General features: G+C 46.5%; 15 protein-coding genes and 1 pseudogene. 9 read left to right on the top strand and 7 right to left on the bottom strand.

The genetic code is table 11. The features are described 5' to 3' along the window. Nucleotides 1-32 precede the first annotated feature (32 nt). The 4 genes and pseudogenes from ODOSP_RS04205 (at nucleotide 33) to ODOSP_RS04190 (ending at nucleotide 5,025) form a co-directional block, all read left to right on the top strand. Nucleotides 33-644 (top strand): TetR/AcrR family transcriptional regulator, encoded by a 612-nt coding sequence (locus ODOSP_RS04205; RefSeq protein ID WP_013611147.1) that lies wholly within the window; start codon nucleotides 33-35, stop codon nucleotides 642-644. Nucleotides 645-773: 129 nt separating this feature from the next. Continuing rightward, entirely contained in the window at nucleotides 774-1,595 is an 822-nt protein-coding gene (locus tag ODOSP_RS04200) for a class I SAM-dependent methyltransferase (RefSeq protein ID WP_013611146.1), read from the top strand. A 45-nt stretch (nucleotides 1,596-1,640) separates the two neighbouring features. Then, complete coding sequence (locus tag ODOSP_RS04195) at nucleotides 1,641-3,440, top strand: ABC transporter ATP-binding protein (RefSeq protein ID WP_013611145.1); 1,800 nt, start codon at nucleotides 1,641-1,643, stop codon at nucleotides 3,438-3,440. Between the two features lie 174 nt (nucleotides 3,441-3,614). After that, nucleotides 3,615-5,025 (top strand): annotated as a pseudogene (locus ODOSP_RS04190) (ABC transporter ATP-binding protein). Nucleotides 5,026-5,234: 209 nt separating this feature from the next. Here the strand turns inward: ODOSP_RS04190 and ODOSP_RS04185 are convergent. The 7 genes from ODOSP_RS04185 to nadB form a co-directional block, all read right to left on the bottom strand. Continuing rightward, nucleotides 5,235-6,989, bottom strand: a complete 1,755-nt coding sequence (locus ODOSP_RS04185) for a DUF3858 domain-containing protein (RefSeq protein ID WP_013611144.1) — start codon at nucleotides 6,987-6,989, stop codon at nucleotides 5,235-5,237. Nucleotides 6,990-7,006: 17 nt separating this feature from the next. Further along, the gene (locus ODOSP_RS04180) at nucleotides 7,007-8,956 is read right to left on the bottom strand and encodes a DUF3857 domain-containing protein (protein ID WP_013611143.1); all 1,950 of its coding nucleotides are present in this window, start codon (nucleotides 8,954-8,956) and stop codon (nucleotides 7,007-7,009) included. A 189-nt stretch (nucleotides 8,957-9,145) separates the two neighbouring features. Then, nucleotides 9,146-11,593, bottom strand: a complete 2,448-nt coding sequence (pheT, locus tag ODOSP_RS04175) for a phenylalanine--tRNA ligase subunit beta (protein ID WP_013611142.1) — start codon at nucleotides 11,591-11,593, stop codon at nucleotides 9,146-9,148. A gap of 51 nt (nucleotides 11,594-11,644) precedes the next feature. Beyond that, nucleotides 11,645-12,571: a quinolinate synthase NadA gene (gene nadA, locus ODOSP_RS04170; protein ID WP_013611141.1), complete on the bottom strand. Its 927-nt coding sequence runs from the start codon at nucleotides 12,569-12,571 to the stop codon at nucleotides 11,645-11,647. Between the two features lie 52 nt (nucleotides 12,572-12,623). Beyond that, a complete protein-coding gene (locus ODOSP_RS04165) occupies nucleotides 12,624-12,944 on the bottom strand; it encodes a DUF6565 domain-containing protein (RefSeq protein WP_013611140.1) in 321 nt (106 codons plus the stop codon). 4 nt (nucleotides 12,945-12,948) lie between these two features. Next, nucleotides 12,949-13,791, bottom strand: a complete 843-nt coding sequence (gene nadC, locus ODOSP_RS04160) for a carboxylating nicotinate-nucleotide diphosphorylase (RefSeq protein ID WP_013611139.1) — start codon at nucleotides 13,789-13,791, stop codon at nucleotides 12,949-12,951. Between the two features lie 13 nt (nucleotides 13,792-13,804). Then, nucleotides 13,805-15,382, bottom strand: coding sequence for an L-aspartate oxidase (gene nadB / locus ODOSP_RS04155; RefSeq protein WP_013611138.1), 1,578 nt, complete (start codon nucleotides 15,380-15,382; stop codon nucleotides 13,805-13,807). 107 nt (nucleotides 15,383-15,489) lie between these two features. On the opposite strand from nadB, the gene ODOSP_RS04150 reads away from it, so the two are divergent. The 5 genes from ODOSP_RS04150 to ODOSP_RS04130 all read left to right on the top strand — a co-directional run bounded on the left by ODOSP_RS04150 (nucleotide 15,490) and on the right by ODOSP_RS04130 (nucleotide 20,587). Further along, complete coding sequence (locus tag ODOSP_RS04150) at nucleotides 15,490-16,041, top strand: FKBP-type peptidyl-prolyl cis-trans isomerase (RefSeq protein WP_013611137.1); 552 nt, start codon at nucleotides 15,490-15,492, stop codon at nucleotides 16,039-16,041. A 27-nt stretch (nucleotides 16,042-16,068) separates the two neighbouring features. Next, entirely contained in the window at nucleotides 16,069-17,151 is a 1,083-nt protein-coding gene (gene aroC, locus ODOSP_RS04145; protein ID WP_013611136.1) for a chorismate synthase, read from the top strand. Nucleotides 17,152-17,422: 271 nt separating this feature from the next. Then, nucleotides 17,423-18,616 (top strand): tryptophan synthase subunit beta, encoded by a 1,194-nt coding sequence (trpB, locus tag ODOSP_RS04140; RefSeq protein WP_013611134.1) that lies wholly within the window; start codon nucleotides 17,423-17,425, stop codon nucleotides 18,614-18,616. Further along, entirely contained in the window at nucleotides 18,613-20,016 is a 1,404-nt protein-coding gene (locus ODOSP_RS04135; RefSeq protein WP_013611133.1) for an anthranilate synthase component I family protein, read from the top strand. The genes trpB and ODOSP_RS04135 overlap by 4 nt, the downstream gene beginning before the upstream one ends. Nucleotides 20,017-20,020: 4 nt before the next feature. After that, nucleotides 20,021-20,587, top strand: coding sequence for an anthranilate synthase component II (locus ODOSP_RS04130; protein WP_013611132.1), 567 nt, complete (start codon nucleotides 20,021-20,023; stop codon nucleotides 20,585-20,587). The last annotated feature ends 3 nt before the right edge of the window (nucleotides 20,588-20,590 follow it).

The following is a 20,590-nucleotide window of genomic DNA, read 5'->3' as shown; positions in this document are numbered from 1 at the left end:
AAAAATAAAGACAGAAACATCGTTCATTATTAATGCAAGTGCTGAAAGAAGACATACGGGGGCGTATTTTGGCGGTTGCCAAACTGCAATTCGGGCAGAAAGGTTATTCCAAAACTTCCATGCGCGAAATAGCCGAGTTGGCAGGTGTTGGCGTGGGAAACATCTACAACTACTTTACGGGCAAGGATGAACTGTTTGGCGAGGTGGTTCGTCCGGTGATGCATGCACTGGAGGCAATGTTACAGGAGCATCACGGTATACGGGGTGAAGATGTGATGAGGATGAAGTCGGAAAAGTATCTGAAAGCCTGTATAGACGAATATGTTTCGCTTATTGACGAGCATCGTACCCTGCTGGAGATTCTGTTGTTTCGCGCACAAGGCTCTTTGTTGGAACATTTTCGTGAAAGCTACACCGACCGCTCCACGGAATTGGTCAAGGCATGGTTCGCATCCATGCAGCGGAAATACCCTGAAATCAATACGACGGTGTCCGATTTCATCATCCACCTGCATACGGTATGGATGTTCACCATGTTTGAGGAATTGCTGATGCATTCAGTACCCAAACAAGAAATGGAAGCCATCCTGCACGATTACATCTTATTTGAAATCCAAGGCTGGAGGGCAATCATCAAGATATGAGAGACAGAAAACGTACATACGGACAACCGGCCATATCACAACGGCTGGGAAGGAGGAAAGCTTTACGGAGGTTTCCTCCTTTTTTTATGAACAATTCTGAATATCGTTCACTATTAAATAATAAAAAATATGAAACAGAAACACGAGTTTAAGAGCATTGTGGCGGAAACACTGCTCATTCCGCTATACATGCGGGCAAAGGAGAGCCGCCGGGAACGTCCCATTCTGAACGACAAGGCGGCTGAGTGTCTGGCAGACAGTCTGGAATACGACTATTCCCGCTTCGATGGAGCAAAGCTGAGTGAGGTAGGCTGCGTGGTGCGTGGATGGTATTTCGACCGTGCCGTGCGGCGGTTCATCGGGACACATGCCCGTCCGGTGGTCGTGAACGTGGGCTGTGGGCTGGATACCCGCTTCCAGCGTATCGGTGGCGGGAAAGCCGTTTTCTACGATATGGACTTACCGGAAGTCATCGCGTTGCGCCGTGAACTGATACCCGAACAGCCGGGTAATGCTTATATCGCAGCGTCTTTGTTGGAAACCGGTTGGATGGACGATTTGCTCCGGCGACACCCCGATGCAGAGTTCATCTTCATCGTGGAAGGCGTGCTGATGTACTTTTACGAGAAGCAGGTGAGGTCTTTCCTGCACGCCGTGGTAAGCCGTTTCGGAGGGGGCGAACTGTGGTTCGACGTATGTGGCACGATGATGAGCCGGCACGGTGTGAAACCTGATTCGCTCCGCAAACACGAGGCGCAAATCCGTTCAGGCATAAATGACGGCCACCGGGTAGAGCAATGGGAACCTGCCTTGCAACTCATCGAACAAGCCAATTACATGAAGTTCTTCCGCCCGCGCTGGGGTTTCTTCTTCGGACAGATACTGGGACGGCTGACCCGGCTGTGCTACCGGTTCAGCTCGTTGTTGGGCTATAGAATCCTGAAGGGATGAGAAAGCCTGTTTGCTTGCTTTACGTAAAAATGATTTAAATCCATTATGAAAGCTAAGAAAAAAGAAGGATTGTCCTGCCTGTTCGAGATTGCAGGGCAAAAGAAAGGGCTGCTTGTATTGGCAGGCTTACTGTCTGCCGGTAGTGCAGTATGTATGCTTGTGCCCTATTGGGCCATCTATGAAATCTTGAAAGAACTGTTGTCGCACGGCGGAAATCCTCCTGGTGCAGACGGGGAAGCCGTGATACGGTGGGGATGGACGGCATTCGGCGGACTGGTTGGCGGACTGGTATTGCTGTATGCTGCCCTGATGTCCTCCCATGTCGCTGCTTTCCGTATCCTGTACGGCTTGCGCGTCCGTCTGTCCGAACATATCGGTAAACTCCCGCTGGGGTATCTGAGCAACACTTCCACCGGAGCCATCAAAAAAACGATGGAACAGAATGTCGAGAAGATAGAAGGTTTTATCGCCCACACTATCCCGGATTTGGTGAATGTGGTGGCTACAGTGGCAGTGATGCTCGCTGTTTTCTTCTCGCTGGATGTGTGGCTGGCCTTGGTGTGTCTGGTTGTCGTGGTGCTCAGCCTGTTCCTGCAATTCTCCAATTTTATGGGGAAAAGGGCAAAGGAGTTCATGGCCACCTATTACGACGTGCAGGAAAAGATGAGTGCATCCGCTGTGCAATATGTGCGGGGAATGCCCGTGGTGAAGATTTTCGGACAGAGTGTCCGCTCGTTTCGTCAGTTCAACGCCGAGATTCAGGCCTACAAGATCTTTGCCTTGAAGTGTTGCGACACATACCAGAACGGGATGATAGCTTTTACCGTCCTGCTCAATTCACTGGTGACGTTCATTCTTCCTATGGGTATTTTGTTGATACAAGCCAATCCGCAGTCGCTTTCGTTGGCGGCGGTGTGGCTATTTTTCATCATCATGGGACCTGGCATGACTTCGCCAGTCTATAAGCTGACGTTTTTGGGAGGCAACACGCGCGACATCAACGAAGGGGTAAGCCGCATCAACTGTATATTGGAAAAGAAACCTGTGCCGGAACCGGAGCATCCGCAGGTGCCTGCCGCTTACGGTGTGGAATTCCGCCATGTGTCGTTCTCTTATGAAAATACAGAGCAAGGAACACGGACGAAAGCCCTGCATGATGTCAGTTTTATCGCACCACAAGGGAAAATTACTGCTCTTGTAGGCCCTTCCGGGAGTGGCAAATCAACAATAGCCAACTTGATACCCCGTTTTGGGGATGTGGAACAAGGGGAAATATGCATAGGTGGCGTGGACATCCGCCGGATTGCCACGGCTAAACTGATGGACATGGTGTCATTCGTATTCCAAGACACCTTTTTGTTTTATGACACCCTGTATGAGAACATAACCGTCGGTTCTCCTGTTGCCACTAAAGAAAAGGTTATAGCCGCAGCCAAGGCCGCCCAATGTCATGACTTCATTGAGAAACTGCCACAAGGTTACGAAACAAGGATTGGTGACAAAGGCGTGTTTCTCTCCGGTGGTGAAGCACAACGGATATGTGTGGCACGTGCCATATTGAAGAATGCACCGATATTAGTGTTGGACGAAGCCACTGCTTTTGCCGATCCGGAGAACGAACACAAAATGCAGATGGCTTTACAATCGTTGATAAAGAACAAGACGGTTATTGTGATAGCCCATCGCCTTTCCTCCATTGTTTCCGCCCATCAGATAGTCGTCATGAAGGAAGGGCGTATTGTACAATGTGGGATACATGATGTGTTGTCGACCGCAGAAGGGGTTTATAAGAATATGTGGGATGCCTATACGAATGCTTACCAGTGGACGTTGAACAAAAATTGAAAAAACAGAGAAGAATCATGAAAGAAAAGAACTTATTGAGCAGAATTTTACAAAACATAAGTTGTCCCGCAGGGATTTTGGGGACGGATGATTTTACGGGGAATGAATTGCTTTCACACACCTTTGGCTTATCGTGGATACATATTATAGCACATAAATGAAAGGATTTAAGATATGGATGCAATCGATAATATTACAATAGGCCATACGGAACGGCTTTACAAGCCCGTGGGCTATACCATGCTTACCAATCTGGTTAACATCGTGCCGTTCTGCCTTTCCATTGAAGCGGTACGTATTATTTTCGGCGCGTTTGACGGGAGCGGACAGCCGCTTGACACAACTCGCCTGTGGTACATATTCGGTATAATGGCTGTTTATATGCTGGTCATGTCTTTGGCGGAACGGGCTTCTTACCGAGCCAATTTCAGGGGAGCATACGAAATGAGTGCTTTGGGGCGTTTGGCATTGGCGGAACACCTGCGGAAACTTTCATTGGGTTTTTTGTCCAGACGTGACCCCGGCGATTTGTCTTCCATGCTCATTACGGACTTCATGTTGGCAGAAACCGGAATTTCGCACCACTTGCCTCAATTGATGGGGGCTGTGGTTATGCCTGTGCTGGCTTTTGTTTCGTTGGTCTGGATAGATTGGAGGATGGCGGTCAGTATGTTTGCCGCCTTGCCGCTCGCCCTGCTCGTTCTGTGGGCAAGCACAAGCGCACAGAAAAAATTAAGTGGCAGGCAAATCCAAGCGAAAATCAATGCCGGGAACCGATTGGAAGAATACCTGCAAGGCATCCGGGTAATGAAAGCCTACAATCTGTTGGGCGACCGCTTCATCCGGCTGCGTGATGCCTTTGCTGAACTTCGCCGGGCCTGTATCCGTCAGGAGGCCTTATTAGGGCCGTTCGTCCTGTTGAGTATCACGTTAGTTCGTGCCGGACTGACGATGATGGTACTGTGGGAAAAGCACGGTGATGAAGCTTTGTGCCCGTTTCTACGATCCACAGCAAGGACACCTCTTTTTCAACGGTGTTCCGATGGATGAAATAGCACCTGAAAGCCTGATGAGCCACATCTCTATGGTTTTTCAAGATGTCTGTCTGTTTCAGGATACGATACGCAACAATATCCGCTTCGGTAAAACCGATGCAATGGATGAAGAAATCATCGCTGCCGCCAAGAAAGCCTGTTGCCACGATTTCATAATGCGCTTGCCGCAGGGATACGACACGATGGTAGGCGAAGGTGGTTGTACACTTTCTGGTGGGGAAAAGCAACGTATATCCATCGCACGTGCTATGCTGAAAGACGCACAAATCATTTTGCTGGACGAAGCGACCGCCTCGCTTGACCCTGAAAATGAAGTGGAGATACAGAAAGCCATCGGCACGCTTATCAAAGGCCGTACAGTCATAGCCATTGCCCATAGACTCAAAACCATCAAGAAAGCAGACCGGATAATCGTCTTAGATAATGGACAGATAAAGGAAGAAGGAACGCATGATGAACTTATCCGACAAGAAGGACTTTATTCTCATTTGTGGAATATCCAAGAAAGTATCTCAGGGTGGAAACTATAAGATGATATTGTGCAATGGTCCTGTAGTGCTGACGGAAGATGCCGGGTTTTGTGCCGGAAGACCGTTTAATAGTCACAACGGTTACAACAGTAGCAGAAGTTGGGCCTAACCGTTGTAACCTTGGTCGTTCTTTCAACTTTTGTAAAAACGCAAAGGCCTGAGTTCAGTGTCATTTAGAACTCAGGCCTCGGCTTTGGGGCGTTTCGTATTTATTGTACCGTTTTGAAAAGTATCGGTTTACGGGTCCGGTCGGTCCATTCCGTTATCAAAGAACGGAAAGCCGGATATTCGGCCGGCGTTATGAGTTGCTTTTTGATTTGAAGGGCTAGCTCGATGTGGAGACTAGAACCTTCGGAAGTCAGCGTTATTTTGAAACTACCGATAGGGTTATCGATTTTCTTTTCTTGAATCGGTGTACAAAGAGTCAGATTTTCAGGAAGCTGGATATCATAAGAATAATTTTCGTCTACCGAAGCCGGTAAATATAAATTCTTTGACCGGGAAGTGTTGTAATAGGCATAGGATTTTCCCGTTATTCCTTTATAACAGACAGGAAGATAAAAAAAGTAATAATTTTCTTCCTGCTTCAATCCCGCTTTTCCTTTACCGGAAATAGTCGTCGTTTTTTCACCCGGAGTGACAGTATATTCCCGAATACCGGGTAGTAAGGTACCGGCGTAGTTGGAAGTATAGGGAATCAATAGATTATTGAGGGTAGCTTTGATGTCCATATCGGCTTCTTGTTGGGGAGTGATGACGATCGAAGCCTGATAACCGATCGAAGCGATAGGGGGATCAGGAAGCGATTTCTTCCCTTCGGCTAAATCGACAAGGAAAGTGCAGTCTGTTGCAGCCGGATCGGCATTTTGGACGCTCAACCGATAAGGTCGTCCGTCAGCCTCGGCTAATATGACAAATTCCCGGATTGCATTCAGACCGCAGTTGTCTGTTTCCGAAGGGATGGAATAAGCGGCTGCAGGTACTGCCTTTATTCCGGCAACCCGTAATAAGTTGGTCATCAAATTAACCTTTTCTATACCAGTTCCATAAGCTGTCCGGATCACTTCGGCCGAAGGACGGAATCGGAAACCGGTTTCAGAGAGGGAGAGCGGACAATCGCTCAGCTCCGTTTGAATATATTGTTGGATACGGGTTATTTTTTCTGAATTCGACTGACATCCCTCGGTTATGAGTTGTACTAACTCCTGTATCTGTGGGGTGGGAGCCGGATCGAATTGCCGGTAAAGGTTTTGTAAAGCCTGTGCAGCTGTGGGATAAGTGGTAAACAGAATTCCGGCCAGATCACCGTTCTGTAAACCGGTACCCTGTTCTCTCGATCGGGCCGGTAGATTGCGGAATGTCCATTTCAGTTGCTGCCTGTCTTGTCGTTGCGATTTTTGGGGTTGCGCTTTTAGCTGAAGAAGGGCATAATGCGGAATAACGGAGGCCGGTAAATTGAAGGTCAGGCTGTATTCCTTTATCGGTGAACTTTCTTCTAATGGTTTGCATACATCGATTGCCGGGAGATACCCTGCCTTGGAAATAACCGAATAATCCAGATAGATCGTAGCTCCTAATTCAAGTCCTGTATGTACGATGACCATTTCTTTCAACCGATTATAGGCCGGAGCATCCGCTGCACCGGCAGGCAATACTTCGACAAAGGCATTGTCCGGAGTTTGGATCGTCGTTCCATCCTTTTGTTTTACGTAGGCACTATGTATCTTTAATTCCTGAAAATCGGGATTATAAGTGATAAAAGTCTGGCCATAAGTAGAGTTCATCGCTGTATGGGTAAAGAGGGTCAGCTCTTTGTAATAACGATATTCCTGGCTACCGTCCTGATGTAAAGTCCAGGTTTCTGCTAATTTCCGGAATTCCGCTTCGGAAGGGATGGCTGACAAAGAACCGGAGAAAAGGAGGAATATCCAGAAAAACAGGTTTTTTATAGTATTTGTTTTCATATCGGATCTGATCGGATTTATTTATTAATAATCAGGTGATTGCCAAAAGCTTTGTGAGCATTTACGGCAGTACGGAAACCGTTCCAATCCCCGGCTTCATATACTCTTTTTTTCAAGGCCAGTTTTTGGTGTATATCGATTTTATTGTTTTCTTGCCGGATATAGCCTTCAAAATCGGCTGCCGGGCTCTTCCGGTTATCTTCGACGGATTGCACCAGACGATATCCCTGAGGTAACTGAATCGTCTCGTCCAGTTCCACCAAACGGGAACAGCCGTCTTTAAATCCATACTGACGTTCCGGAATATCTGTGTCGATCCGGAGGTATGAGCGAACCTGGTCGTAAAGTCCGTGCATAGTCAAAGGAACCAGCGCCATTTCGTCGTTGCCGATGATTGCATAATCGGGAATTTCATACCAGAATGTGATTTTGATCGGGGCTGCCTGATAGTCTTTGGGATTTTTACTCCAGTCTACTTTCAATAGTTTGGCTTTGGGAGAAATACTCAGCAATTGGCTTTCCATCGAATTTTTCCAGTCGCTTTGCCAGCCGGTAGTGAATATCCGGCGTATATTCAGGTCGGATTGGCCTTCGGCTGTGAGGGTGAATTGTCCGGTTAGTTTACCGTTTTTGTCCAGTTTATTATTGGCTTTGATGCGAAAATAATGGTTTTCGGGAGCGGAAACAGGCGTAATACAAAGATCCGAACCTTCCGGTACACCGGGGAGGTAGTTTTGCTGTTGTTCGGCACTGCTCCAAAGTTCCCGGCAGAAGGGCACCCAGGTCGGGTCTAAAGGCATATAGGTACCGTTGCTTAATTTTACCACTGCAACACAATGGTTGAAATGGTCGGCGGGTATACTTTCCACCCGACTTCCGGCCATAGTCATGGCCGGATAGGCTTCGAAACCTGCCATTCGCAGAAATGAAATCAGACTGCCGGCAATGTCTTTACATACACCGCAACGGTCTGTATAATTCATTTTCGTATTGTGCAGGGTAAACCCTTCTCCTTTTCCCATCGTGATTCCGGCATAGCGGATATTATCGGCAACCCAGTGGGTTAATACGGCGATTTTTTCCATTTCGGTTTTCTTGCCCCGGATGAGCTCATTCACTTTTTGCCGGGCTTCGGGGAGAGGGGCGAAGCTGCCGTAATCTTCGTTGGTTTTATGAAACCAAAGGGATTTATCTTTCCAATGTGGCGTGGAGGACATCATTAATTTGGGAGCGGCATCGTACAGATCGACCATATTGGGTTCACGACGTACGGGCATCATATTATTTTTGGCAAAAGTATAAACTTTACGATCGTTTTCATAACGCATAGAAGAAGCACATTCGCCTTGGTAGAATTGGAATTGCATCTCTTTCTCCCGGGGGAGAGTAACGGAATATACCTTGCGCATGGTCGGGTCGTCACACCAGAAAGGAACAATATCATAAAATTGTCCCCGCATAGGAGGAACGAACCGTTCTTCGTCCGGTTGATCGGTCAGCAGGGCATAGGTGAACCCTTTTTTATGTATTTCGTATTCGATGATATCTCCTGGGTCAAGCCGGCCCAGTTCCAGCATGATTTGCCGGGCTCCCCAATAGATCATCCGTGCCGGAGCCGTATAATCCAGTGTTTTACCGACATCTACCGGACGAACTTCTCCGTTTGCTTTGTAAATATTCACCCGATGAAATTCGGCAAAAGCAGTCAGGGGATCGTAATCGTATTTCAGTACCCGGTTAGCCAAAGCTCCCGACCGGTTCTGCACCAGAATAACCTTGTTGATCGTAAAGGTACCTGTCCCGCTGGGAGCTACAGAAACGGCGGTACTGTCCAATAGGATGATTTGTCTGGCAGAAGCCAGCTCCCCTCGCTTTTGGGCTTGTTGTTGCAAAGCCCGCCAACTTTGTCCCTGAACCGGAAACAAAGCCGGCAGGAGCAGGAGTACACTTAAAAATATTTTGTTCATAAGCTGGAAATTTGGTTAACACATTTTTCCAAAAATAGTAATCTTTTTTTGGTTTTTGAAAAAATAGTTCCGAAAGTACGATTGAAATTTGAGTTAATGCCTGCTTCTGTTTGCGATAGGGGTATAAAAAATTACCGGATGAAAAGTAATCGTTCTTTTCATCCGGTAAAATCAGGGCAGACCGGTCGTTTATCTGATCTCAGCGCTTAACTGATGTTTGTAGGTTCCCATCAGTTTATTCATGATCTTATCGATCTGTTTGTCGGTAAGTGTTTTTTCATCGTCCTGCAATGTGAAGCTGATCGCATAAGATTTTTTACCGGCTCCCAGTTTTTCACCTTCGTAAACGTCGAATAAGGTCACTGATTTCAATAGTTTTTTTTCTGTCCGGAAAGCAATGTCACGCACCTCTTTAAAACTGATTTTTTTGTCGAGTAGTAAGGCCAGGTCGCGTTTAACCGCCGGGAACTTAGGCATGGGAGTAAAGGTGATCGTGTGGTTTTTAATCGCTTTCAGTATATTTTCCCAGGAAAACTCGGCGTAATAAACCTCCTGTTCGATATCGTTCGGTTTCAAAACTTTATGACTCAGCATACCGATTGTGACGATGTGCTTACCGTTTTGTGTATAGCTTATCCCTTCGCGGTAAATATCGGCACTACATTCTTCTAAAGTCAGTATTTCGGTTTTGAATCCCAAACGGATCAGGATCATCTCGGCATAACTCTTGAGATTGAAGAAATCGGTCTTTTGTTCTTTACTGTTCCAGGAAGCCTGGATTTTGTCACCCGTAATGAAAAGGGCCAGTTTATCTTCTTCTTTGTATTGTTTCAGGTGATTTTCGCCTTCTTTTTTGTGGAAGGTATAAGCTTTTCCGAATTCGAAGAGACGTAAATTGCTGTTTTTGCGGTTAATATTATAGGCGATCGTCTCCAGCCCTCCGAATAGCAGGCTTTGCCGCATAGCGCTCAGGTCTGAGCTGAGCGGATTGAACAACATAACCGTTTCTTCGGGACGATAAGTCTCCAGATGCTCGTAATAAGAAGCTTTGGTCAATGAGTTGTTCATGATTTCATTAAAACCGTTGGCGGCCAATAAATCTGCAATTTTATTTTTCAATTGGAAATCATCCGGTTTTTCGCTGTAACTCAGGGTAGAGTTTACTTTAGCCGGAACTTCGATATTGTTGAAGCCGTATATTCTTAAAATATCCTCGATCACGTCTGCTTCGCGGCGAACATCCACCCGATAAGGGGGGATCTGCAACGAAAGTCCTTCGGTATCTTCTTTTACAATCTTTATTTCCAGAGCATTCAGGATTTTTTTGATCGTATCTTGTCCGATTTTTTTGCCGATCAGACGATCGATGTGGGCATACTTTACTTCGACTTCGAAATCGGCTACCGGATTCGGGTAGATGTCGATGATTTCGGACGTAATCTTTCCGCCGCCCAGTTCTTTGATCAATAAGGCAGCCCGTTTGAGGGCATAAATAACGATGTTCGGATCGGTGCCTCTTTCAAAACGGAAAGAAGCGTCGGTATTCAGCCCATGACGACGTGCTGTCTTCCGTACGAATACCGGATCGAAACAGGCACTTTCGAGGAATACATTGGTCGTAGCTTCGGTGATACCGCTTTCCAATCCACCGAATACTCCGGCAATACACATCGGTTCTTCGGTATTACATACCATCAGGTCGTTCTCGTTCAGTTCACGTTCGACACCGTCGAGTGTTGTGAATCTGGTACCTGTCGGAAAGCTACGGACGATCACTTTATTTCCTTTGATTTTATCTTTATCGAAAGAGTGCAGGGGTTGTCCCAGCTCGAAAAGAATGAAATTCGTAATATCTACCACATTGTTGATCGGGTGTAAACCGATGGCTTTCAAACGCGTTTGCAACCACTCGGGAGATTCCTGAACTTTAACTCCTTCGATACATACTCCGGCATATCGGGGACAAGCTTCCGGACGCTGCACTTCGATCGAGATTCCGGCAGTATTGCTGTCGGCTGCAAAGTGAGCTACGGAAGGAAGGGTATAATGAATCTCCTGGGTTTGCTGTAAATAGGCAGCTAAATCGCGGGCTACTCCAAGGTGAGAAGCGCCGTCTACCCGGTTGGGAGTAATATCGATCTCGATGGTGTAATCGGTTGTAATGTGATAATATTCGGCAGCTGGCATACCTACCCGGGCATCCGACGGAAGTACGATAATTCCCGCATGATCATGACCGATACCGATTTCATCTTCGGCACAAATCATTCCTTCGGATTCCTGTCCTCTGATTTTTGATTTTTTGATGGTAAATTCTTTGTCTCCATCGTAAAGCACCGTCCCGATGGTGGCCACTACCACTTTTTGTCCGGCAGCTACATTAGGAGCTCCGCAAACAATGGGGGTAAGGCGGCCGTCTCCTAAATCTACCGTTGTCAGGTGTAAATGATCGGAATCCGGATGGGCTTCACAGGTTTTTACTTCACCGATCACCAGACCTCTCAAACCACCCCGGATAGATTCGAATTTTTCATATCCGCCCACTTCGAGCCCGATACTGGTCAATATTTCGCAGACTTTTTCAACACTCAAATCTATTTTCAGGTATTCTTTCAGCCAATTTAAAGATATATTCATAGTTTTTGATTTTCTGATAGTTTATACTCCTGTTTTGGGAATACAGCTGTTTTATTTGATTTGTAACATTTTCTCGATAGGGGCCCAGGCTCTCTGACGGATATCTTCAGCCACTTCGACTACGTATTGCTCTTTCTCCAAAGCTTCCAGAACCGATTCCAGCGTTACTTTTTTCATTTGTCCACAAATGGTTTTAGGATGAACCGGAATAAATTCTTTGTCCGGATTATCGTTTTTCAGTTTATGGATGGTTTCTATTTCTGTGGCAATGATAAATTGCTTTTTGTCCGACCGGCTTGCATGTCTGATCATTCCTGCCGTCGAGTACATATAAGCTTGAGGAAGATTTAAAATGGCCTCGTCGTGCGAACAGTGGCTTTCGGGGTGAATGAGGATATCTGCCTGAGGATAGTCCCGGCTTTTTTCCAGGATCATGTCGGTGGTGATGCGTTCGTGTACACAACAATCTCCATGCCAGAGTTCCATTTCCCGTCCGGTAACTTTCCTGATCCAGGCTCCCAGGTTTTTGTCCGGTACAAACAAGATCTTATGATCTGGAGGAATGCTTTGTACGACTTTCAGGGCATTGGCCGAAGTGCAGCAAATATCCGTCCAGGCCTTCACTTCGGCTGTCGTGTTGACGTAACTTACAATAATCCCGTCAGGATTGGCTTTTTTCCATTCCCGCAATTCATAACCGGTAATGCTTTCAGCCAGTGAACATCCGGCTCCTGAAGCCGGAATCAGGATCTTTTTGTCCGGAGAAATGATCGCTGCGGTCTCGGCCATAAAATGCACACCGCAAAAAACGATAATCCGGGCATCCGTTTTCCCGGCTTCCTGGGATAATCCCAGTGAATCCCCCAGATAGTCTGCTATATCCTGCACCTCCGGACGAGTATAGTAATGTGCCAGAATAACGGCATTTTTTTCTTTTTTTAGTTGCCGGATTCTGTCAATAATCTCTGTATTCGTCATAATATATTAATTTTCTGCTTCAAAGATAACAAAGAAAGATAAAAAGGTGAAATTATTTAATCTTCATTTCTTCCTGAATTTTTTTACTCTCCCGTTTTAGAATGAGCGTGGAAAATTTAGATTTTAAAATACTGATGGATATTTTTTCGTTTACACTCAATTCCTCTTTAAACTGTTCGTAATATTTTTCTGTATAATCGTTGAACCGGGCCTGTATTTTTTCCCATTCAGGATCGGACAGGGTGGTACAGTTTTTTTCTGTTTGGGTGATAAACTTTTCGAAGTCTTTTAAATAGCTGTCTTTGTTCATACTACATCGACAGAAAATCAATACAAGACATCCGATGATAAATAATTTGAGTGCTGATTTCATGAAATTAGTTTTTTTGAATATTCATACTGATGTCCAAAGCCGTTACGGAGTGAGTTAAGGCACCGACGCTGATAAAGTCGACTCCGGTGGCTGCCACTTCTTTTAAACGGGGAATACTCATATTTCCGGAAGCTTCGGTTTTGGCCTGTCCGTGAATGATTTTCACCGCTTCGGCCATCTCGGCGTTACTCATATTGTCCAGCATGATAATATCGGCATGCGTAGCGAGGGCTTCGCGCACTTCGGCCAGATTGGTCGTTTCTACTTCGATTTTGATACCGGCCGGAATATGGGCTCTGACCGCATTGACCGCATTGGTAATTCCTCCGGCCACCTTAATGTGGTTGTCTTTGATCATGGCCATATCGTATAATCCCATCCGGTGGTTGATCGCTCCTCCGTCTTTAACGGCCATTTTGTCCAATACCCGTAAGCCCGGAGCTGTTTTCCGGGTGTCCAGTAATTGGGTGTGAGTACCGGCTAATTCTTCGACGTATCTGGCCGTTTCCGTAGCGATGCCCGACATGCGTTGCAAGATGTTCAGCGAAAGCCTTTCTCCTAATAAGAGGCAACGGTAGCTGGCTTCGATACGCAGGATAATATCGCCTTTTTTTACCCGATCCCCGTCTTTTACTTTGGCGTCCCAAAGGATGTCTTTCTCGAATTTTTCATACACCCGTTTGGCTATCGCCAGTCCGGAAATTACACCGTCGGCTTTCATTTTCATTTCTGCAACGGCCCGGGAATGAGCCGGGATGATGGAGTTGGTCGTTACATCTCCGGTAGCGATGTCTTCCTCTATGGCGAGGTCGATCAGGCGGTCGATTAATTGGTCGTATTGTGTCATTTTATAGTGATTTTCAGTTTAAAGACTTTTTAGTATTGACAGGTAGGGTACGGAGGTCTTTTTCTTTCTGTTGTACGATATGGAAAAGATAGGAAGCATCGCTACAAGGATAATCTTCCCGGAAATGTCCTCCACGGCTTTCCTGACGGTAAAGGGCAGAACAGATAATCAACCTGGCAACTGTGATCAGGTTACGGCAAATCAGGGTGTAATATTCGTTTATTTCCCGGGGCAGATTGTCTTCCAGACTTTCCAATTCGTTCAATCCCTGTTTCAGTTTTTCTGCATTCCGGATGATGCCGGCATAATCGGTCATTATCCGCGAAATCTCTTTTTTCAGATGGACATAAAGCGCAGCATAATTGTCATTGCAATGATAGATCGGTTTGAATACTTGGGTAGGAGAGGTTTTCAGATTTTTCCGCGAAGCCTCGATGGCCCGTTTCCCGAATACCAGACATTCGATCAACGAGTTGGAGGCGAGCCGATTGGCTCCCATGATTCCCGAAGAGGCCAGTTCGCCGCAGATAAACAGACGTTTGATGTTGGTCTGTCCATGGGTGTCCGTCCTCACTCCCCCTACCATATAATGAGCTGCCGGTGCTACGGGGATCCGGTCGCACATATCGATACCCAATTCCTGGCATTTTTCATAAATATTCGGAAAGCGGTGTTTCACCACCTGAGGATCGAGGTGTTTGAGGGACAACCAGACGTACTCCTGATCGTATTTCAGCATCTGGCGGTAAATAGATTGAGCGACGATATCCCGGGGGGCCAGTTCGGCCAATTCGTGAATCGCCGGCATAAAGCGTTCTCCGTTTTGATCGATCAGATAAGCCCCTTCGCCCCGGACTGCCTCACTGATTAGAAATGCCTCTTCCGATTCGGTATAGATGGCCGAAGGATGAAATTGAATGAATTCCATATCGGCGATTTCACAACCTGCATTAAAAGCCAGAGCAAGTCCGTCTCCGATCGTGGTATGCGGATTGGTGGTCCGTTTGTAAATAGCCGAAGTGCCTCCTAAAGTGAGGAAGGTGTTGTCGGCATAAAACAGTTCTTCGCTTTCTGTCACTAAATTCCAGGCCCGTACGCCGTAACATTCCTGATTTTCCTGAAGGATACCGATCACGGAATGATTTTCGAAAATATCTATCTTCGGATTATTGATGACTTTGCTGATCATAAAACTGGTCACCATACGTCCTGTCGCGTCACCGCCGGCATGAAGAATTCTTTTCCGGTGATGTCCGCCTTCCAACCCCAAGGCGAGGCTGCCGTCTTCCATATCGAAATGCATACCTGCCTCTATGAGTTCATGTATCCGTTGCGGACCTTCGTTCACTAAAATATCGACAGCTGGGTAATCGCAAAGCCCGCGTCCGGCAATAATCGTGTCCTCGAAGTGAAGTGCAGGAGCATCGTCTTCGTCTGTAACGGCGGCGATTCCACCCTGTGCAAAATAAGAGTTGCTCTCTGTAATACCGGATTTGGTCAGCAAAGCAACTTTTCCATAAGCGGCAGCGTGATAGGCCGTGTAAAGCCCTGCCAATCCACTCCCTGCTATAATATAATCGTAATGGCGCATCTTCAAAAAATGTAAATTAGTGCGAAAGTACCATTTTTTTGGAAATAGGGGAGAAATTTTTCAATTATTTTATCGTACTTTTGTGCAAAACCAAATCAATAAAAAGAATGATTACGAAAAATAAGATGGTATCCGTAAGTTACGAATTAAGAACGGAACAAAACGGAGAGTTACTCGAAGCAGCAGGTGCAGACCGGCCCTTGGATTTTATCTGTGGACAAGGGCAGACTTTAGAATATTTTGAAATGAACCTTCTGGATAAAAATGAAGGGGATAAATTCGATTTCAGCATTCCGGCAGCCCATGCTTATGGACTGGTGAACGAAGATATGATTGTGGATTTACCCCAGGAAATATTTAAAGATGTAGAAGCTGAAGAGATGGTGGTCGGCCATGTTTTACCGATGATGGATAGTGTCGGAAGACGTTTGCAGGGCAAGATCCTGTCTATCGGTGACGAGGAAGTACGTATCGATTTTAATCATCCCCTGGCCGGTAAAGATTTGTTTTTCAAGGGTGAGATATTAGGTGTCCGTGATGCAACGGATGAAGAACTGGAAGCTTTACATTCGCATAAATGCGGGGGGTGTAGTGGCTGTGGTTCTGAAGGAGGTTGCGGATCCCACGACGAGGGCTGCGGATGCGGAGAATGTCATTAAATATATAAGGAATACTTTCTACTTTTTATGTCCGGTAATTCTATAGGAAAATTTTTTCGGCTGATGTCGTTCGGAGAGTCACACGGTAGTGCTGTTGGAGGGGTTATCGACGGTTGTCCGGCAGGAATCGCCTTGTCTGCTGATTTTATTCAAGGTGAGTTGAACCGGCGGCGGCCCGGTCAGTCGGAGGTTTCTACCCCCCGGAAAGAAGAAGACACCGTAGAGATTCTTTCCGGAATATTTGAAGGAAAATCTACCGGCATGCCGATCGGATTTCTGGTGAGAAATCAGAATCAGAATAGTAAGGATTATAATCATCTGAAAGATTTATACCGTCCTTCTCATGCCGATTATACCTGGGAAAAGAAATACGGTATCCGGGATTATCGGGGAGGCGGACGTTCGTCGGCCCGGGAACACATTGCCCGAGTCGTTGCCGGGGCTGTTGCCAAACAGGTGTTGGCCGGTTACGGGATAAGCATTCGGGCATATACTTCACAAGTCGGACCGATTGCTGTTACCCGGCCTTATCAGGAGTTGCCCTTGGAGCGGGCAGAAGATAACATCGTACGTTGTCCTGACGCCGGGATTGCTGAAGAAATGATTGCATTGATCCGGCAGCTGCGGGATGAAGGGGATAGTGTCGGTGGAATAGTCAGTTGTGTGATTCAGGGGGTACCTGCCGGGTTAGGCGAACCGGTGTTCGACCGTTTTCAGGCAAGACTGGCGCATGCAATGATGAGTATCAACGCAACCAAAGGTTTTGAATACGGAAGCGGATTTGCAGCAGCCTCTATGCAGGGAAGCGGGCATAACGATTCTTTTGTCATGAAAGGAAGTGAAGTACACACGGCGACGAATCGCTCGGGAGGTATACAGGGGGGCGTGACGAACGGAGAAGATATCTATTTCCGGGTAGCTTTCAAGCCGGTCGCCACTATTATGAAACGTCAGGAAACGGTGACACGTGATGGGAAAGAAGTTACTCTGGAAGCACACGGACGCCATGATCCTTGTGTTATTCCCCGCGCTGTGCCTGTAGTCGAAGCTATGGCGGCTATCGTTGTTTTGGATATGCTGCTCGAGGCCCGGACCGATTGGGGCCGTTGATTTATTTTTGAAGAAAAATCTTTCCGATTGTTTGATTTTAGAAAAAAGTTTTTCATCTTTGCTCCGTTGAAAAGAACAAAATATGAATTTATTACTGACAAATAAAGCATGGTGGTGGCGCCTTTCGGGAATAAACCGGTGGGACGCACGCTTTATGATGTCTGGTCAGTAATATCAGTGAAGGAACTGTATTATCAGCATATGGAGGCTATCGGAACACCGGTAGCCTTTTTTGTTTTTTGTCCTTAAGAAAATTCCAAAAGTAAATCATATGAAAAATTTTAATGTAAACGACCAGGGGTTTTACGGTAGGTTTGGTGGTGCTTATGTTCCTGAAATTTTACATGCGAATGTAGAAAAATTACGTGAATGTTATTTGCGGGAAATGGAAGATGAGTCTTTTCAGCAGGAGTTCAGGCTATTATTAAGGGATTATGTCGGTCGTCCCAGTCCGTTTTATTATGCCCGTCGGCTGAGTGAAAAGTACGGTACCCGGATTTATCTCAAGCGCGAGGATCTGAATCATACCGGAGCCCACAAGATCAACAATACGATCGGTCAGATTCTATTGGCCCGGCGTATGGGAAAGAAGAGGATCATTGCCGAAACCGGAGCCGGGCAGCACGGAGTAGCGACGGCTACTGTATGTGCCCTGATGAATATGGAATGTATCGTTTATATGGGAGCGACCGATGTGGTCCGGCAACAACCTAATGTTGAAAAAATGGAGATGTTGGGAGCGAAGGTGGTAGCTGTTGAAAGTGGCAATAAAACGCTGAAAGATGCCACCAACGAAGCGATCCGCGACTGGTGTTGTAACCCCGCGGATACTTATTATATCATCGGGTCGACAGTGGGACCTCACCCTTATCCGGATATGGTGGCTCGTTTTCAGTCGGTGATCAGCGAAGAGATCAGAAAGCAATTGTTGGAAAAAGAAGGAAGGGAAGAACCCGATTATGTAATAGCCTGCGTGGGAGGAGGAAGTAATGCTGCCGGGGCTTTCTACCATTTTCTGCATTCTCCCGAAGTTGGGTTGATTGCTGCCGAGGCTGCCGGAAAAGGTTTGGGAAGCGGAGAGTCGGCAGCTACGATCCATTTGGGAAAAGAAGGTATTATCCATGGAAGCCGTACGTTGGTGATGCAAACGGACGACGGACAGATTGTCGAACCCTATTCTGTTTCTGCCGGACTGGATTATCCGGGAATCGGCCCTTTACATGCATTTCTGGCAGAAGAAAAACGCGCTGAAGTATTGGCTGTTACGGACGAAGAAGCGTTGAATGCCGCTTTTTGCCTGACAGAAATGGAAGGTATCATCCCGGCTTTGGAATCGGCCCATGCCCTGGCAGTTCTGGAACAAAAAACATTCCGGCCGGAAGAGATCGTTGTCATTAATTTGTCCGGTCGGGGTGATAAAGATATGCAGACCTACAAAAGGATGAATAAATTTTTACACTTATGAAATATAGAATTAAAACAATCACCCGTATTCTTCCGGCCGACTTGCAGACTCCTGTGGGAATTTACCTGAAGGTACGCGACTTATTTCCACAATCGGCTTTGCTGGAAAGTTCGGATTATCATACGACTCAAAATAGTTTTTCTTTTATCGGCGTGGAACCGATGGCCGATTTTTCGGTAACGAAGGAACAGATCGTACGTCGTTTTCCCGATGGCCGGCAACTGACGGATGCTCTTACAGAAGGCGTGGATGTTATCGAAATCCTGAAAGATTATATCGCTTCGTTCGAGACCGAAACAAACCTGACCGGGATCAACGGTTTTTTCGGGTATACGGCCTATGATGCCGTACGTTATTTTGAAGCTGTCCGTATCCGGAAGAAAGAAGAGAAGTTTGCTGAAATACCTGATATGATGTATATATTATACCGGTATATTATTGTAGTCGATCATTTTAAAAATCAGATGACGATCGTTGAAAATTTACCGGAAGGGCAGCATTCCCATATGCCGGAACTTATCGATGTCATTCAAAACAATAATATGGCTCGGTATGGTTTCGAGGCGTTGGACGATACCGGTTCTCCGATTAGCGACGAGCAGTATATGGAAATGGTGAAAAGGGGTATTCGGCATACCCAAAGGGGAGACGTATTTCAGATTGTACTCTCGCGTCGTTTCAGCCGTGGATTTCGGGGAGATGATTTTAATGTATACCGGGCCTTGCGGTGTATAAATCCTTCTCCATATCTGTATTATTTTGATTTCGGCCATTTTCGCATTTTCGGTTCCTCTCCCGAGACTCATCTGCGTGTTGCCGGAGGTAAAGCTTATATCGATCCGATAGCCGGTACTTTCCGCCGCACAGGAGACGATATCCGGGATTCGGAATTGGCCCGTAAATTATTGGAAGATGAGAAAGAAAATGCCGAACATATCATGTTGGTCGACCTGGCACGTAATGATCTGAGCCGCGGGGCTGGTCAGGTAAAGATCGAGTTCTTGCGTCAGATCCAATATTATTCGCATGTGATTCATATGGTGTCGAGAGTGAGTGCTTGCGTTTCCGAAAATACCGATATTTTGCGGCTCTTTGCGGATACTTTTCCTGCCGGTACGCTCAGCGGTGCTCCCAAAGTCAGGGCGATGCAACTGATCGATGACATAGAACCTCATAGTCGCGGGATTTATGGGGGCTGTATCGGCTATATCGGTTTTCAGGGAGAATTGAACCAGGCCATTACGATCCGGAGCTTTCTGAGTTACGGTAACCGGCTTTATGCTCAGGCCGGAGCGGGGATTGTAGCGCACTCTTCGCCTGAAAGTGAATTGCAGGAATTGAATAATAAATTGGGGGCTTTGATGAAAGCGGTGGAAATGAGTGAAAAGGTTAAAAATTGAACTTATGGAAAAAATATTGATACTCGACAACTACGATTCGTTTACTTATAATATTGTTCACCTCTTACATGAATTGGGAACCGAAGTGGATATAGCCAGAAATGACCGGATTTCGGTGGAGGAAGCCGGCCGATACAACCGGATTATTTTGTCTCCGGGGCCGGGAATTCCAAGTGAAGCCGGAATATTACCCGAAGTTGTGAAGCGTTATGCGGCTGAAAAATCAATCCTGGGGATTTGTCTGGGTGAACAGGCCATCGGGGAGTGTTTCGGCGCTGAATTGGAGAATCTGCCGGAAGTTTTTCACGGTATTTGTACACCGGTGCGGGTGATTGCCGAAGAAAAGATGTTCTCCGGTCTGGGTGAAAGTTTTGATGTAGGCAGGTATCATTCCTGGGTGGTAAGTCGGAAAAATCTGCCTGAATGTCTTACAGTTACCGCTGAGGATGCTGCAGGCAGAATTATGGCCCTGTCTCATAAAAGCTATGATGTTCGCGGCCTTCAGTTTCATCCGGAATCGATTTTGACTCCTATGGGGAAAATGATGATGGCGAATTGGTTGCATGCTTGAAGT

The organism is Odoribacter splanchnicus DSM 20712 (genome assembly GCF_000190535.1).
GTDB classification, from domain to species: Bacteria; Bacteroidota; Bacteroidia; order Bacteroidales; family Marinifilaceae; genus Odoribacter; species Odoribacter splanchnicus.
Note: the sequence above shows the minus strand (reverse complement) of the source record. Positions and strands in the feature narration are given on the sequence as shown.